This window comes from Flavobacterium zubiriense, assembly GCF_041729725.1.
In the GTDB taxonomy this organism is placed as follows: domain Bacteria; phylum Bacteroidota; class Bacteroidia; order Flavobacteriales; family Flavobacteriaceae; genus Flavobacterium; species Flavobacterium zubiriense.
The window spans coordinates 69,513-86,859 of record NZ_JBCFQL010000007.1 but is presented as its reverse complement, the minus strand read 5'-3'; the positions used below and the strand labels follow the sequence as shown (position 1 = coordinate 86,859).

Here is a 17,347-nt window from a genome sequence, read left to right as displayed (position 1 = left end):
GGTAGGGTGTAGTTCCATTTATTGGATTGACTTTTTATCTTTGGTAACAACTATAACCAATTACCATTTTTAAAATATTTATTTATTGTTGTCCAATTAAATTTGATGAATAATTAATAGCCCGCTCCTCTGGAGCTTTATTAAAAAAAAAATTTTTTCTACAAACATTTCGCTCCTAACGGAGCTGTTTTTAGTCCCATCGGGACGTTCTGTTTATAGAAAAAGAGTATTGTCAAAAAGAAGCTCCAGAGGAGCGACCTGTCCATGTGTACATAAATATTAAGTTTGTTGCACTAATGGGTTGTACACAACATAAATATTCTTTTAGAAAGAACATTTAAATTTTATAATCATTATGAAAAACCACCAATTCCTAGTTCTGTTATTACTGTTGGGTTTACCCGCTTGGGCGCAACAATCAGAAAATAAAAAAGTACTTGAAAAAACAAATAGTAATTCGGTTTTCGAAATTAAAAATCCTGATTTTAAACTAAGTACTGAAACAGGAATGACCAAACAACATTGGAAAGATGCCGCCATGTATCTTTTGGAAGGCGCTTTTGGTTACATCCATTCTCTTGATGATCCAATGAAATTCCCCAAACAAGAAGGAAAAAGTTATCCTCAGGACGAGTCCAGAGTACCGACCGAAAAACTGGAAGGTTTGTGTAGAACTTTATTTGTGGCTGCTCCGCTTTTAAAAGAAAATCCTTCTTTGGTTATCAATAATATCAACGTTGCAGATTATTACAGATACCAAATCACCCAATTAACCAATCCTAAAAGTACTTCTTATATTGTTCCCCGTTCTAAAAATGGTGGGGCAAGTCAGAATTTGGTTGAATTTGGCGCTTTGTCCATTTCGTTATTAGTGAATCCTGAGGTGTTGTGGGATCCTTTAACTCAGGAACAAAAAGATGCTTTGGCAAAAAGTATGTTAAGCTATGGGGATGGACCAACAGTAGATTCGAACTGGAAATTCTTCAACATTTTTGTATTGAGTTTCTTTAAGGATAAAGGATACGCGGTGAATGAAAAATTATTGGTCGAATATTTAGATAAATCGCTAAAAGATTACAGAGGGAATGGCTGGTATAATGACAGTCCTGCTTATGATTATTACAGTATGTGGGCTTTTCAGATGTATGGGATGATGTGGTCAGAATATTTTGGAAAAAAATATTATCCAGAATATGCTGCAAAGTTTGAAAAGAACTTTGCCGATTTAAATAATAATTACCCGTATTTATTTAGTCAAAATGGCGATATGATTGTGTGGGGCAGAAGCATGAGTTATAGAGTGGGAGCAGTTGTTCCGTTTCCACTGATGGGTTTTCAAAATGATTCATCAATTAATTATGGATGGATGCGAAGAATCGCTTCGGGAGTGATTAAGCAATTTTTCACTCATCCTGATTTTATGAAAGATAATGTTCCTACGCTTGGCGTTTATGGCCCTTTCGAACCTGCGGTGCAAGTTTATAGTTGTCGTGGAAGTGTGTATTGGATGGGAAAAATCTTTTTTGGGTTATTAGTTCCTGATGATAGCCCGTTTTGGACTGCCAAAGAAAATAATGGTGCTTGGGAAACCCAATTCAAGAAAAATAAGGTTTACAATAAATACCAGGGCGTTTCTGAAATTCTAATTACTGATTATCCTAATATTGGCGCTTCGGAAGTGAGAGCCTGGTGTAATGCCAAAGTAAAAGACGATTGGCAAAAATTCAGATCGACAGAAAATTACAATCGATTATCGTATAACAGTGCTTTTCCTTGGCAAGCAGATGGCGAAAATGGCGAAGTAGCTATGAATTACGTCATCAAAAATAAATCGGATAAATGGGAAGCCTTTCGATTGTATACTTTCAAAAAATTTGAAGACGGAATTTATTACCGAGATGTAGTTTTAGAAACCGATGCGAATGTGAAATTTAATTTGGCTGATATTCCTTTGGCAAACGGAATTTTAAGAGTAGACAAGAATAATAGTGCAACAGCATTTGAAATGCGATTGGGACATTATGCCTTACCAAAATTAGATGGTGAAATTAAAACTACTGTTCGAAAAATAAAAAACCACGAAGTAACGATTGTTGATAACGGAAAATACCAATTAGCAATGATTCCGCTTTTAGGTTGGGATAAATCAGAAGTAGTTCAGGCTAAAGGTTTGCATCCTGAAGCCAAAGAAAGTTCTGTTATTAATCTTTCGAATAATTATGTTCCTCAAAAAGAACAATCCACTGTTTATGCTACATTAATGTTGTGGAAAAAATCAGGAGAGAAATGGAGTAATAAAGAATTGTTAGCAGTTAAAAAGATTGGTTTTTCTTCGAAAGAAAATACAGTAGATGTGTCTTTAGCAAATGGAGAAAAGAAGTTGGTGAAATTTTAAAAATTTAGTTTTTCCAATAGAATTCAAAACCAGTAAACAATGATGTTTACTGGTTTTTTTTGTGTTTTTGATTTTTGAATTTTAAAATGCAGGATGCTACAGGATGAAGTGTTCGTTCTCTATTTGTAAATTGCTAGTCCATTACTTCAATTTATATTCATTAGATGAAAAAATATATTGGTTTTTTTAAGTCATTTTTATTTCAGCATACACTTTGCTGGTGTTTTTTGTTTTTAGGATTAAATACCATTCAGGCTGCACCAGATACCGTTTTCAACGTAAAGACTTTTGGTGCTAAAGGAGATAGTAGTACACTAGACACACAGGCCATCAATAATACTATTGAAGCGGCTGCCAAGGCAGGTGGTGGTACAGTTTATTTTCCAGCGGGAACTTATCTTAGTTTTTCTATCCGATTGAAAAGTCATATTTCACTTTATTTAGATCAGGGTGCTACTATTTTGGCAGCAACGCCTTCTGATAAAATGGGTTATGATGCTCCCGAAACTGCGATTAATGATACTTTTCAGGATTTTGGGCATAGCCATTGGCAAAACAGCCTAATCTGGGGCGAAAATTTAGAGGATATTTCTATTCTTGGTCCAGGAATAATTCATGGAAAAGGATTGTCCAGAAGCGGTCCTTATCGAGCTCCCATTGGAAATAAAGCCATTGCTTTGAAGCTTTGTCGTAATGTAACGCTAAAAGATTTCACTATATTATACGGTGGACATTTTGGAATATTAGCAACTGGAGTAGACAATTTAACTATTGATAATTTGAAAATTGATACTAATCGTGATGGAATGGATATCGACTGTTGCAAAAATGTTCGAATTTCAAATTGTACCGTTAATTCGCCATGGGATGATGCTATTTGTCTTAAAAGTTCCTTTGCGCTGGGTTATGCCCGACCAACCGAAAATGTAACTATTACCAATTGCAGTGTTAGTGGTTTTGATCGAGGTACTTTTTACAACGGAACTTACTTGCGTAATGAAGCTCATTTGGTGCCTGATAAAGAAGGACCTACAGGAAGGATAAAATTTGGAACAGAATCGAATGGTGGTTTTAAAAACATTACAATCAGTAATTGTGTTTTTGAATATTGTCGCGGATTAGCACTCGAAACTGTTGATGGTGGTTTATTAGAAGATGTGACTATCACTAATATTACAATGCGGGACATCATTAATTCGCCTATTTTTTTACGTCTTGGAGGTCGAATGCGTGCGCCAGAAGGTACTGCAGTTGGTGCTTTGCGACGTATTAATATCAGTAACATCAATGTATACAATGCCGATTCTCGTTTTGCTTCACTCATCAGTGGGATTCCTGGGCATGATATTGAAGATATTCGATTAAGTAATATTAGCATTTGGTATCGTCCATTGGATTCAATTTCAAAAAAAACTATCCAACAAGAAGTTCCAGAATATGAAAAGGATTATCCAGAACCGCAAAAATTCGGAATAATTCCTGCTTATGGCTTTTTCATTCGTCATGTAAAAAATATAGAATTGAGTAATGTTAATCTTCATTTGATAGGCAATGAAACCCGTCCAGCTATGATATTAACGGATGTAAAAGGAATAAAACTACGAAATGTAACTACCGCTAAAGGAGCCGATTCCAGAACGCTAGTAATGAAAGATGTGAGCGAATTATCGATAAAAGATAGCGCACCCTTAAGAGATAAGGATGATAAAAAAATACAGTCAAAGAGTTATTAGATTCTGTTTAAAATCACAAAAATAAATTTTCTTTTCCCCAACCCTAAAGGGTGAAAAATTTCTTTAAAATTCATCAAAATTGTACCTTTTAGGGTTGGGGAAATTAATTTTGATGAATTTTAAATAGGTTCTGAATTAAAAAAAATAAAATATGAAACAGTTTTTTAATAGTATCGTTTTGGTTAGCTTTCTACTTTTAATACAAAGTACAAATGCTCAGATTGGCAAACGCTTTCCTTCAGAACGAAAAGTGGTTAAAGATCCTGTAACGGGTACAATGTTAACTTTTTTGACAAGTACAGCAATGGGTGATAATAAAATTTATCAGACACACAATCAGTGGACTTCTGATGGCGAATGGCTTATTTTTCGTTCGAATAGAGTAGAAGGAGAAGCCATGGCTGTACATGAAAAAACGGGTGAAATGGTTCAGGTCACTGAAGGCGGTTATGTGGGAATGCTAAATGTAGCTCGAAACAGTATGAAACTTTATTTTATGCGAAAACCACAGGATAGTATTGCTAAGCAAAATGATAAATTAAAAAATAGAAAACGTGAGTCTGTTTCAATGCAGATTGTAGAAGTAGATTTGGCAAAATTATTCGCTGATAGTAAAATTGGAAAACTTAAAAAAGCCGATTATTATCAGCGAGTTTGTGGTCTTACTCAACCCGAAATGGGAGCTGGTGGCGACTTGGCTTTGGACGGTGATGAAAATTGGGCTTATTTTCGAGTAGGAAAAGAATATGCAGCTAAATATTTGCCTTCTGGTACCAAACTGGAAGAAAATTATGGTCCCAGAAAAATGGGAGCAGGACCATCCGGAATTGCAGCGATGAATGTACATACTGGAGCAATTAAATATGTAATATCAGTTCCTTTTCAAATTGGACACATCCAAACGAATCCTTGGGTTGCGGGCGAAATTGTTTTTTGTTGGGAAACAGGAGGGAAATCACCGCAACGAACCTGGACAGTACTAAGTGACGGAACAGGACTTCGACCTTTATATCCAGAATCAGAATACGAATGGGTAACCCATGAAGCGGTAATTAGTAAAGACGAAGTGGCAATGGCTATTATGGGGCATCGAAAAATTCAGAGTCAAGATACTACAGGAACGGCGGTAAGCGGAGCAAATCCGGGTCAGGAAGCGGCTTGGGGAGTTTCGGGAACTAGAGAAAAACCCACGGGATTAGCTATAGTTAATTTAAGAACAAGAGAAATGAAAATAGCAGGTCAAACAGATTCTGGCAGTGGTTTATGGCATGTTAGCGGTTCTCCCGATGGTCGCTGGGCGGTAGGTGATGATTTTTCACGTAGCATTTACCTGATTGATCGCCATACCAATGAAATGATGTTGCTTTCTACAGGTCATAAACAAACGGCATCAGATCATCCACATCCTACGATGAGTCCTGATGGAACTAAAATTCAAATACAGTCGGCTATGTTGAGTGAAGATAATCGGAGTATGAATATTTGTATTATTCCAGTACCAGAAGAATGGTTGCAAAGAAAGTATTGATGATTATGATTAGTATTAAAGAATTTTATCTATATTGTAAGCTAAATCTTTATATAAAATAATTTTAATTTATTTAAAATAGTTAAAGATGCAATCAAAACATTCTGTTTCAAAAATAGTATTAAGGTTTATTCAATTACTGTTCTGTCTGTTTACAGCTGTAACTTACTCGCAAACTAGTGAAGGTATTGCTGATGCTATAGCAGAAAAAGTCCAAGTATTAACCCGAAATCAGAACTTAGATAACGTTTATCTTCAAACCAGTAAAGGCATTTATGAAACCAAAGAAGATCTTTGGTTTAAGGGCTATGTATTAGATGCGCAAAGTTTAATTCCTTCTAATCGAAGTAAAATATTATTTGTTCAGTTAATAGAAGATGAAAGTGATAAAGTGGTATGGGAAGAAAAGTACGAGATTGAAAATGGTTTTGTTGATGGTCATCTATATCTGAATGATTCTTTAAAATCGGGTTCCTATACATTAGCAGCCTATAGTGCTACTTCTTTTTATAAAGGAATCAAAAACTTTAATGCCCTACGTAAATTACAGATTTTAAAAAATATAGATGATAACACTAAGGTAGTTATTCCAACTGCTAAAAAAGAGGACATTGCGAGTTTTGAAGTCTTTACTGAAGGAGGAAATATGGTTTCGGGTATTCAAAATAGAATCGCTTTTAAGGCTTTAAACGCAAAAGGATTGCCTGTAACTATTACTGGGAAGCTGTATGAAAATGATATACCCATATTAGACTTTAAAAGTACGCATGCTGGAATGGGTAGTCTTATCTTTAAACCCAATTCCAATCATAAATACCATATAGAGCTTACAGATTATAAAAACGTTAAACATCAATTACCACAAATTCATCCTCAGGGTACAGTACTGCAATTAGTAAGCAATGACAACGACTTTGCAACTTTTAAAGTAGTAAAAACTAAAAGCATTAACAAAGAGAATATTTATTTGAGATTACAATCCAGAGGTATAGTGTATAGTATAGCAATGGGGGTTTTAGATGAAAAATTAACTGTTAAAATCCCTTTAAAAGATGTTCCTCAGGGCATTGCCGAAGTCACCCTTTTTAATGGAAATATAGAACCCATAGCAGAACGTTTAATTTATGTTAATCAACAAAAAAAGTTAAATGTATTAGCAATAGTTGATAAAAGCGATTATCAAATAAGAGAAAAAGTTAGCTTAAAGATTAAGGTAACTGACCAAAAAAATCAACCAGTTGTTGCTCATTTAGGTCTGGGTGTATTTGATCAATTGTATCAAAATAAGTTGGATTCAAAAAATATCCTAACTCATTATTATCTTTCTACAGCGCTAAATGGTACTATTTATGATCCTGGCTATTATTTTAATGAAAAAAATACTGACAGACATCAAGCACTCGACTTATTGTTACTTACCCAAGGTTGGAGGCGATATGTTTGGAATGAACACAATTTAACAGAACGCAATGCACATTTTCAAACATTTCTATCAGATAGTATTGTAGGACTTCTAGGATTAGAGAATCCAAATAAAAAAACAGTCGAACTAACATCAAAAGTTGTAATGGTTTTTACAGCCGATCCTTTAAAAGAAAAAGATATTTTCACTACTGATTCTAATGGAGTATTTAGTATTAATTCCACTCATTTAAAAATAGGTGAAAGAGGATATTTATATCTAAAACCGATGGCAGCAGAAAAACCTAAGCATGTAATCAACATTAAAGATAATCCTTTTGCAAACATCAATTCTGCTAGAAAGGAAGTAACTATAAACTATCCGTTATCAAAATTACAAGATAAAGCTGTTGATAATATGCGAGAAACATGGATGCGACTCAATGATATTCAAAAATTAGACGAAGTTGTTATTACATCTAATAAAAAAAAGGTTTTTAGAGATAAATACTTAGGTACTCTGGATAGTTTAGCAAGATTGGATAGTGGTAATATGGATTTTGTATGTCTGGCAGGAGGTCCTAAACGTCCTATTCTGAATTGTTTTATGAGAAATCACCATGATGGTAATACGAGAACTCCAAAAGATGGAGAGATGGTCGTTGTCTTACTCGGTAAAAACAAAGAGATATTGGGAACAGATTACCCTCAACAAGCTTATTATGGAACCAGAGAGATTATTTATAAAGATTCAAATCAAAATTTAACAGAAGCAGAACTGCTAAGAAAATTTAATCTAAAAATGATGAAAGGATACTATGGTAAACGAGAGTTTTATCAAGCGGTATATGATGAAGTAACCATAACTGATCCGTTGCCTGATTATAGAAATACCCTTTTTTGGAAACCCAATATTATAACAGATACTAATGGTGAAGCTAGTGTAGATTTTTATTGTTCTGATATCAATACTAATTTTACAGGAATAATTGAGGGAGTGAGTGGAGAGGGTCTGTTGGGATTTGATAATTTTGAATTTAGAGTTAAGAAAGATAGGTAAATAAACATTGAAAAAGAATGAGAAAAATAAAATGCTTTTTTTTGAAATTTTTACATTTATTTCTTTTGTCGTGGATATTGATACTCCCTATCGGTGCTCAAAATAATAGTGTCGTTACAGACCAATTAGCTGAGCAAATACATAGTGTTTCCAAAAACAATGCTGCTGATTTAGTGTACTTACAAACCAACAAAAGTATTTATGAAACTGAGGAAGACCTTTGGTTTAAAGGCTATGTATTAGATGCGCAAAGTTTTATTCCTTCTAATCGAAGTAAGACACTATTTGTTCAGTTAGTAGAAGATGCAAGTGATAAAGTGGTATGGCAAAAAAAATACGAGATTGAAAATGGTTTTGTAAACGGACATCTTTTTTTAGAGAGTACACTGATAGAAGGAAACTATACTTTATCAGCCTACAGTTCTTATTCCTTTACTAAAGAGCCTAGAGAATTTTATGCACTAAAAAAAATAAAAGTTGTACAAACGATTAATCAAAATCCGACTGTAGTTTCTGTTGAAAAAGATAGTATTATCCATTTCACAAGTTTCCCCGAAGGTGGTCAACTTGTTTCAGGAATCAATAGTAATTTAGCTTTTAAAGCGGTAAATTCAAAAGGATTGCCTGTAACTGTTTCAGGTACTTTATTTGAAAATACTACTCCTTTGATTCATTTTAAAAGCAGTCATGCAGGTATGGGATTACTTACTTTTACTCCCGATAACAGCAAAAAATACCACATTCAACTTAGTGAACCAACATCAGATAAAATTTATGCTATTGCCCCTGTAGCTTCCAGTGGTAAAGTATTACGCTTGCTAAGCAACACTAAAGAAATATTGACTTTTAAAATTACACAAAGTGACGGACTTAAGGAAGAAAGAGTATATCTGCGATTACAAATACGAGGTATTGTGTATAGTATTGCAACAGGACTTTTAAAAAAAGAATTGACAATTAAAATTCCATTAAAAGAAGTGCCTCAAGGTATTGCCGAAGTCACTTTGTTTAATGAAAATGCGTTGCCAATTGCCGAGCGATTGGTGTATGTAAATCAGGAACAGCAATTAACGATTCAAACTGAATTGGACAAAAGCAGTTACACCACTAGGGAAAAAGCCAAGTTAAAAATAAAAGTAACCGACCAAAACGGACATCCCATTGTAGCGCATTTGGGATTAAGCATCTATGACGGAATTTATCAAAACAAGCAAGACGTAAAAAACATACAAACACACTATTTACTATCCACTCAATTAAAAGGGAACATCTACAATCCTGTTTATTATTTTAATGAACAAAATAAAAATCGCAATCAAGCATTAGATTTATTGATGCTAACTCAAGGATGGCGCTCCTATGTTTGGAATGAAGCTAATTTAAAAGAGTTAGGAACTGCTTTCAAACCGATTATTTTGGAAGAAATCAAAGGAAAAGTTCGTTTACAAAATCCTGATAAAAAAGTAACAACAGTCATTAAGGAAAAAGGAATTACAGTTTTTTCAGCTGACGAAAGCAAAGGAAGTGATTTTATGCTGACTGATACAACGGGTGTTTTTACTATTATTCCCAATGATTTGAAAAAAGGAGAAGGAGGTTATACCTATATCAAATTAATGACTCCGCCAAAGCCAAAATATACTATGAACATCAAAGAATTTTCGTTTGAAACTATTGATAATAAGCGCATTACTAAAACTTTACTATATCCTTTGGCGGAGATAGAAAAAAGTAATACTAAAGTGGTTTCTCCTTTTATAGGACGGGAATCCATCAACAAATTAAAAGAAGTTACAATTATCTCTAAAAAGAAAGGAATACTATTTAGAGACAAGTATATTGGGAAATTAGATAGTTTGTATAAAGCACAAAATCCTACAGCTGATTTTTTATGTCATGAAAACATTTTAAACTGTGAACTTCATCAAGGTTGTCCAGGGGATCGTAAAAGACCAATTGAAGGGGAGAAATACACAACATGTGATGGTTGTAAATGGCTTAAAGGTAGTGGTCCATGTGGAGGTTGTTTTATATGTGGACATTGTAATGAAATTACTTATCATTATCCTAAGCTAACGGAAACGCAACTTTTAGAAATGTTTAATATTGCCATGATTGAAGGATATTATGGCAAAAAAGTATTTTATGAAGCAATGTATGATGAAGTGACAATAACTGATTCCACTCCAGATTATCGCAATACTTTATTCTGGAAACCCGATATTATAACAGATACTAATGGTGAAGCTAATATAGAATTTTATTGCTCTGATATTAATTCCTTGTTTTTAGGGAATATTGAAAGTGTGAGTGGAGAGGGTCTGTTGGGATTTGATAATTTTGAATTTAGAGTTAAGAAAGATAGGTAAATAAACAGGGGTGTTAAAAACAAAATTTCTATGAATTTTAGGAAGGTAGAAAATAGTGTTTTTATTTAAAAATCTATGTTTTGATTTGATTATATGAATAATTCTATAATCAAAGTATTAGATTTGTTTAATTATAATTTCAGCACAAAAAATGAAAAAAACTTCAAAAATAGCTAGCCTTACTATTGATGAATTTTCGGCTACGCCAAAATACCGGCAGTTGGTGAATGCGATATTAAATGCCATTAAGAAAGGAGTTTTGAAGAAAGGAGATGCCATGCCTTCTATAAACGAACTTAGTTTTCAATATGAAATATCGAGAGTTACCATAGAAAAAGGATATAATATTCTTCGAAAAATGGGGATTCTAGAAGCTTTTCATGGCAAAGGCTATTTTATTGCTAATACTGATGTGTCGCAGGATATCAAAATATTTTTGATGTTCAATAAACTAAGTGCACACAAAAAAATAATTTATGATGCCTTTGTGGAAACACTGGGAGACAAAGCAGCGATTGATTTTTATATCTACAATAACGACTACGCTTTGTTTAAAAAGCTATTAAATCAACAAAAAACTGATTATACTCATTATGTAATTATTCCCCATTTTATTGAAAAATCAGATGGGTATCAGTTGTTGATAGAAGAACTTCCTAAAGATAAATTGGTTCTAGTGGGAAAAAAAATAAAAGGTATTACAGGAGATTATGCTGCCGTTTATGAAAATTTTGAGCAGGATATTTACAATGCTTTAACGGAGGCTTTAGAACCCTTGAGTAAATACCATACTTTAAAATTGATTTTTCCAGTTAATAGTTATTTTCCAAAAGAAATTGTAAAAGGGTTTGAGAATTTTTGCTACAATTATGCGTTTAATTTTAAAATAGTCAACAATCTTGATGATGAAAAAGTAAGCGAAGGAGAAGTATATATTAATTTGATGGAAGAAGATTTGGTTAAAATTTTAGACAAAATTATAAGCTTAAATCTAACCGTAGGAAAGCAGGTAGGTTTGATTTCTTATAATGAAACTCCGCTTAAAAATTATATCATGAATGGATTAACTACCATTTCAACCGATTTTAAAACGATGGGAATTACAGCAGCTAATTTAGTGTTGAAAAATGCCAAAACCCATTTTGAAAATCCTTTTAAATTAATCCTTAGGGGATCTTTGTAGTATTATATAGCTATCCCTTTTTTATACCAATCGTTGAGAATGGGACACAGGAAAACAGATTGTAATGGATTTTTCCCGAATGTGATTTACAAAAGCTATAAAAAACTCTTTTTATCGGTCTCAACAGTGTCACCAGCCTGTCGGCAGACAGGTCAGTATCTGTTTATGTATTTATTCTGCTTCGCGGACAATTATGTAAATGGCAAGAAGTGTATTTTCCTAAATTATTAAAAAAACGTTTTAGCCATAGATTAGAAGGATCAAAAAGATTTCTATGGAAAGAGGACAAATTAATCTGTGCTAATTTGTGAAATCTGTGTCAATGAAATTACGGATTTATTAAAACGACATTCAATTATAGCTATTATTTAGTGTTATTTAAAAGTTTTAAGATAGATATTTTTGGCTGTTTTTTGTGCGATAAATTTTATTTTTCCCTATCAATTAGTACAAAATCTGTCGTAAATAATTAAAATACTTATAAATATGACCAATACAAGGATTGTACAGGACAGTTTTAATTTTTGTTTTTTTTTATTTTACATTTCTATTTAATTAACCTTTAACTTAAAATCATTTTATGGAATCAATTTTCGGTCTTCTTTTTCACTCAATAGGAGGTTTCGCCTCTGGAAGTTTTTACATGCCTTTTAAAAAGGTTAAAGGTTGGGCTTGGGAAAGCTATTGGATTGTGGGAGGTTTTTTCTCTTGGTTGATTGTACCGCCAATTGCGGCCTATTTAACCATTCCTGATTTTGCTGGTATTATTAGCGCAGCAACTCCAACGATAAAAGCTTTTACGTATTCCATGGGATTGATTTGGGGAATTGGAGGATTGACTTACGGTTTAGGTGTACGTTATTTAGGAATGTCATTAGGAAATTCAATTACCCTAGGATTTTGTTCTGCTTTTGGAGCATTAGTACCACCTATTTATTATAATTTCAATCCTACAGAAGGTAAAGAATCGTTTAGTGAAATGGCTGCTAGTTCTGGAGGACAAATGGTTTTGCTAGGAGTATTAGTTTGTATTTTAGGAATTGTATTTTTAGGAAAAGCAGGTTTGCTTAAAGAAAAAGATTTTGCTGTAGGTCATGAAAATAAGGATAAAGATTTTAATTTGATAAAAGGTCTTATCATTGCTGTGATTTCAGGGATTTTAAGCTCTTTCTTTAATTTCGGAATCGAAGCTGGAAAACCAATGGCTGATGTGGCCAATGAAGCTTGGAAGGCAGTGCATCCTAATCAAGGCGAATTTTTGTTTCAAAACAATGTTACTTATGTAGTATTGCTTTGGGGAGGGATGACTACTAATTTCCTTTGGTGTATGTACCTTAATTTTAAAAATAAAACTTTTGGAGATTATACTAATAAAAGTACTCCAATTACTAAGAATGTTTTGTTTGCTGGTCTTGCAGGAACAGTATGGTTTTTACAATTCTTTTTCTATGGAATGGGAGAAAGTAAGTTAGGTAATGGTGCAAGTTCTTGGATTTTACACATGGCTACAATTATTTTGACGGCTAATTTTTGGGGATTTTACTTAAAAGAATGGTCTGGAGTGTCTAAAAAGACATTCAACGTATTCCTTTTTGGTATTTCTTTGATGCTATTGTCAATTGTTCTAGTAGGAATAGGGAATTCATTATAATATATTTAATAATAGAATAACAATTTAAATTTAATAAACAATGTCAAATACAAATACAATGACTTTTAAACACGTAAGTTACCTTTGGGATGAGGCTAAAGCTGCTGAATTAGCAGGAGATGAAGTAGCACTATTTATTTACCGTTCTAATTTATTGGGAGCGGATTTAAGATTAACGAACTACGGAGGAGGAAATACTTCTGTTAAAATTACGGATAAAGATCCTTTGACAGGAGCTGCAACTGAGGTAATGTGGATTAAAGGTTCTGGTGGAGATATTGGAACATTAACAAAATCAGGTTGTGCTGCTCTTTACTTAGAAAGACTTCGTAACTTAGAAAATGTATACAGAGGAATTGAGCATGAAGACGAAATGGTGGAATTATTCAACCACTGTATTTTTGATTTAGCTTCAAAAGCACCTTCAATTGATACACCTTTACACGGTTTCTTACCATTTGCTCATATCGATCACTTGCACCCAGATGCTGCTATTGCAATTGCTGCTGCAAAAGATGGTGCAAAAATTACTGAAGAATTATTCAACGGAGAGATTGGATGGGTTGGATGGCAACGTCCAGGTTTCGATTTAGGTTTGCAAATGCGTGCATGCCTTGAAGAAGCTGCTGCTAAAGGGAAAAAACTAAAAGGAGTAATGTTAGGCTCTCACGGTTTGTTTACTTGGGGAGATACTTCATACGAAAGTTATATCAATACGCTTGAAGTAATTGAAAAATGTGCGGAGTATTTAGAGTCTAACTACGGAAAAACGCGTCCCGTTTTTGGAGGTCAAAAAATTGAAAGTGTAGCTGTTGAAGCTCGTAAAGTACAAGCTGCTAAATTGGCTCCAATCTTGAGAGGTTTCTGTTCTTCAGAACGTAAAATGATTGGTCACTATACTGATGATGCCAGAGTTTTAGAATTCATCAACTCTAATGATTTAGAAAAATTAGCTCCTCTTGGAACTTCTTGTCCGGATCACTTCTTGAGAACTAAAATTAGTCCTTTGGTAATTGAATTGGCTCCAAACGAAGATTTATCAGATGTTGATGCTATCAAAGCGAAGTTAGCTCCAGCTTTTGAAGCATACCGTCAAATGTACTCTGAGTATTATAATACTTGTAAAAAATCAAACTCACCAGCAATGCGTGATCCAAACCCAGTGGTTATTTTATACCCGGGAGTTGGTATGTTTACTTTTGCAAAAGACAAAACTATGGCTCGTTTGGCATCGGAATATTATACCAATGCTGTAAACGTAATGAAAGGTGCTGAAGCAGTTTCAGAATATACTTCATTGCCACGTCAGGAAGCTTTTGATATCGAATATTGGTTGTTAGAAGAAGCTAAATTGTCACGTATGCCAAAACCAAAAGCATTATCTGGAAGAATTGCTGTAATTACCGGTTCTGCTGGTGGAATTGGTAAGGCTATCGCTAAGAAATTTGCTGAAGAAGGTGCTTGTGTTGTAATAAACGATATCAACGAAGAGCGTTTAGAAGGTGCAACTGCTGATTTTATCAAAACTTTTGGTAAAGATGCTGTTTCTAGTACTTTATTAAATGTTACAGACGAAAAGAGTACTGCTCTAGCTTTGGATGCTGCTTGTTTAGCATTTGGTGGAGCTGATATTATTGTAAACAACGCTGGAATTAGTATTTCTAAATCTATTGCTGAGCATTCATTAGAAGAGTGGGATAGATTATACGATATCTTAGTTAAAGGACAATTTATTGTTTCTAAAGCTGGAATCGAAGTAATGCGTAAACAAGGTTTTGGTGGAGATATCGTTAATATCGTATCTAAAAATGCAGTTGTTGCAGGACCAAACAACCCTGGTTATGGATCTGCTAAAGCGGCTCAAGCGCATTTAACACGTTTGATGGCTGCTGAAGTAGGAGCGGATAAAATCCGTGTGAACACAGTTAACCCTGATGCTGTAATCTCTGATTCAAATATTTGGTCAGGTGGATGGGCTGAAGGACGTGCAAAAGCGTATGGTATTACAGTTGCTGAATTGCCAGCTTACTACGCTAAACGTACTTTATTAAACGAAATTATATTGCCAGATGATATTGCTAACGCATGTTTTGCTTTTGTTGGAGGTTTGCTAGGAAAATCTACAGGAAATGCTTTGAATGTTGACGGTGGAGTATCTATGGGCTTTTACAGATAGTTTTTAGATGTTAGTTTTTAGATTGATTTATCTAACGTCCGATTCATTTCGGACGTTAGATTTTTCTTAATCAGTCTATTCTTCATTTATTTTTTATCACTTCTTTATATAAAAATATCCATAACAGTTTAGGGTTTTGAATTGTTTAAGTAAACCTTATAATTCCATTTTTTTTATGAAAAAAGTAGCATTTAAAATGCAGTTGCATCAAGGTCAGGTTCAAGAATACCAAAAAAGACATGATGAACTGTGGCCAGAATTAGCCGATTTATTAAAAAGTGTAGGAGTAGAAGATTACTCTATTTTTTTAGATGAAGATACACATGCCCTTTTTGGTGTTTTAAAAATTGAAGATCCTAGTCGATTAGACGAACTCCCTAAACATGCTGTTATGCAAAAATGGTGGAAATATATGGGCGATATTATGGATGCAAATCCAGACAATTCTCCAGTGAGTGTTTCACTCAAAGAAGTTTTTTATTTACCTTAAAAATTTACAATTATCATGATATTAGATTCTAATAAAATTGCAGCTCACAATGATGGGCTTTTTACTTCTCATAAAAATAAATTAGTTTTCTCTGCTTCTGAAATTGCTGAAACAGAAAATATTATTAAAAAATTAATCGATTTCCAAATTGCAATCCCATCTTGGGCATTGGGAACGGGAGGAACTCGTTTTGGACGTTTTCCAGGTGGTGGAGAGCCTCGTTCATTAGAAGAAAAAATCGAAGATGTAGGTTTGTTACACGCTTTAAACAATGCTTCTGGAGCGATATCATTACACATTCCATGGGATACAGCAACAGATCACAATGCTATTAAAGCTTTAGCAGCACAACACAATTTGAAATTTGATGCTGTTAACTCTAATACATTCCAAGACCAAGCGAATAGTGAGTACTCTTATAAATTTGGTTCATTACAAAATGTAAACAAAGCTATCCGTAAACAAGCGGTTCAACACAATATTGACGTAATTCAACAAGGTGTTGCCTTAGGTTCGGAGTCATTAACAGTTTGGTTAGCTGATGGATCTTGTTTTCCTGGACAATTAAATTTCCGTAAAGCTTACGAAAATACATTAGAGAGTTTGCAAGAAATTTACGAAGCATTGCCTTCTAACTGGAAATTATTCTTAGAGTACAAATGTGCTGAGCCTAATTTCTATTCTACTACAGTTGCTGACTGGGGACAATCATATTCTTATGTGAAAAAATTAGGAGACAAAGCAAAAACTTTAGTTGATTTAGGGCACCACCTTCCAAATGCTAATATCGAGCAAATTGTTTCTTTATTATTAATGGAAGATAAATTAGGAGGTTTCCACTTCAATGATTCTAAATACGGAGATGACGATTTAACTGCAGGTGCATTGAAACCTTACCAATTATTCTTAATCTTCAACGAATTAGTTGAAGGAATGGATGCTAGAGGAATGAACCATGCAACTGACTTAGGTTGGATGATCGATGCTTCTCACAACGTAAAAGATCCAATGGAAGATTTATTACAATCTGTTGAGGCTATCATGATCGCTTATGCACAGGCACTTTCTGTTGATAGAAAAGCATTAGAAATTGCTCAAAATGAAAATGACGTTGTTAAAGCTCAGGAAATTTTACAAAACGCTTTCCGTACAGATGTTCGTGCCTTAGTAGCTGAAGCTCGTTTACGTTCAGGTGCTGCTCTTAACCCGGTTGGATTATACCGCGAATTAGCAGTACGTGATGCTTTAATTGGAGAAAGAGGATTGAAAACTGTAGCAACAGGATTGTAGTTTAATTATAAGTTGTGAGTTATGGGTTATAAAGTTGACTGTTTGAAGTAAAAAAGATTTTAGCCTATAGC

10 protein-coding genes are annotated in these 17,347 nt (G+C 33.9%); all 10 read left to right on the top strand.

From position 1 onward, the window contains the following. Positions 1-355: 355 nt before the first annotated feature. The 10 genes from AAGV28_RS07875 to AAGV28_RS07830 all read left to right on the top strand — a co-directional run bounded on the left by AAGV28_RS07875 (position 356) and on the right by AAGV28_RS07830 (position 17,276). Positions 356-2,395, top strand: coding sequence for a DUF2264 domain-containing protein (locus tag AAGV28_RS07875; RefSeq protein WP_373406274.1), 2,040 nt, complete (start codon positions 356-358; stop codon positions 2,393-2,395). 164 nt (positions 2,396-2,559) lie between these two features. Then, entirely contained in the window at positions 2,560-4,128 is a 1,569-nt protein-coding gene (locus AAGV28_RS07870; protein ID WP_373406273.1) for a rhamnogalacturonidase, read from the top strand. Positions 4,129-4,279: 151 nt separating this feature from the next. Beyond that, positions 4,280-5,656 carry a TolB-like translocation protein gene (locus AAGV28_RS07865; RefSeq protein WP_373406272.1) on the top strand — a complete coding sequence of 459 codons (1,377 nt, stop codon included), beginning with the start codon at positions 4,280-4,282 and terminating at the stop codon, positions 5,654-5,656. A gap of 88 nt (positions 5,657-5,744) precedes the next feature. Beyond that, a complete protein-coding gene (locus tag AAGV28_RS07860; protein WP_373406271.1) occupies positions 5,745-8,117 on the top strand; it encodes a hypothetical protein in 2,373 nt (790 codons plus the stop codon). 41 nt (positions 8,118-8,158) lie between these two features. Then, positions 8,159-10,486: a hypothetical protein gene (locus AAGV28_RS07855; RefSeq protein ID WP_373406270.1), complete on the top strand. Its 2,328-nt coding sequence runs from the start codon at positions 8,159-8,161 to the stop codon at positions 10,484-10,486. 151 nt (positions 10,487-10,637) lie between these two features. After that, positions 10,638-11,669, top strand: coding sequence for a GntR family transcriptional regulator (locus AAGV28_RS07850; RefSeq protein ID WP_373406269.1), 1,032 nt, complete (start codon positions 10,638-10,640; stop codon positions 11,667-11,669). Positions 11,670-12,249: 580 nt separating this feature from the next. Next, positions 12,250-13,320 (top strand): L-rhamnose/proton symporter RhaT, encoded by a 1,071-nt coding sequence (rhaT, locus tag AAGV28_RS07845; protein ID WP_373406268.1) that lies wholly within the window; start codon positions 12,250-12,252, stop codon positions 13,318-13,320. A 40-nt stretch (positions 13,321-13,360) separates the two neighbouring features. After that, entirely contained in the window at positions 13,361-15,496 is a 2,136-nt protein-coding gene (locus AAGV28_RS07840; RefSeq protein WP_373406267.1) for a bifunctional aldolase/short-chain dehydrogenase, read from the top strand. Between the two features lie 175 nt (positions 15,497-15,671). Further along, positions 15,672-15,986 carry an L-rhamnose mutarotase gene (rhaM, locus tag AAGV28_RS07835; RefSeq protein ID WP_373406266.1) on the top strand — a complete coding sequence of 105 codons (315 nt, stop codon included), beginning with the start codon at positions 15,672-15,674 and terminating at the stop codon, positions 15,984-15,986. 15 nt (positions 15,987-16,001) lie between these two features. Beyond that, positions 16,002-17,276, top strand: a complete 1,275-nt coding sequence (locus tag AAGV28_RS07830; RefSeq protein WP_373406265.1) for a TIM barrel protein — start codon at positions 16,002-16,004, stop codon at positions 17,274-17,276. Positions 17,277-17,347: the final 71 nt, after the last annotated feature.

Excerpts from the sequence above, each read along its gene's own strand:
- AAGV28_RS07875 (WP_373406274.1), top strand. The coding sequence starts at position 356 with ATGAAAAACCACCAATTCCTAGTTCTGTTATTACTGTTGGGTTTACCC.
- rhaM (WP_373406266.1), top strand. The coding sequence starts at position 15,672 with ATGAAAAAAGTAGCATTTAAAATGCAGTTGCATCAAGGTCAGGTTCAA.
- AAGV28_RS07830 (WP_373406265.1), top strand. The coding sequence starts at position 16,002 with ATGATATTAGATTCTAATAAAATTGCAGCTCACAATGATGGGCTTTTT.
- AAGV28_RS07870 (WP_373406273.1), top strand. The coding sequence starts at position 2,560 with ATGAAAAAATATATTGGTTTTTTTAAGTCATTTTTATTTCAGCATACA.
- AAGV28_RS07850 (WP_373406269.1), top strand. The coding sequence starts at position 10,638 with ATGAAAAAAACTTCAAAAATAGCTAGCCTTACTATTGATGAATTTTCG.
- AAGV28_RS07860 (WP_373406271.1), top strand. The coding sequence starts at position 5,745 with ATGCAATCAAAACATTCTGTTTCAAAAATAGTATTAAGGTTTATTCAA.
- AAGV28_RS07865 (WP_373406272.1), top strand. The coding sequence starts at position 4,280 with ATGAAACAGTTTTTTAATAGTATCGTTTTGGTTAGCTTTCTACTTTTA.
- AAGV28_RS07840 (WP_373406267.1), top strand. The coding sequence starts at position 13,361 with ATGTCAAATACAAATACAATGACTTTTAAACACGTAAGTTACCTTTGG.
- rhaT (WP_373406268.1), top strand. The coding sequence starts at position 12,250 with ATGGAATCAATTTTCGGTCTTCTTTTTCACTCAATAGGAGGTTTCGCC.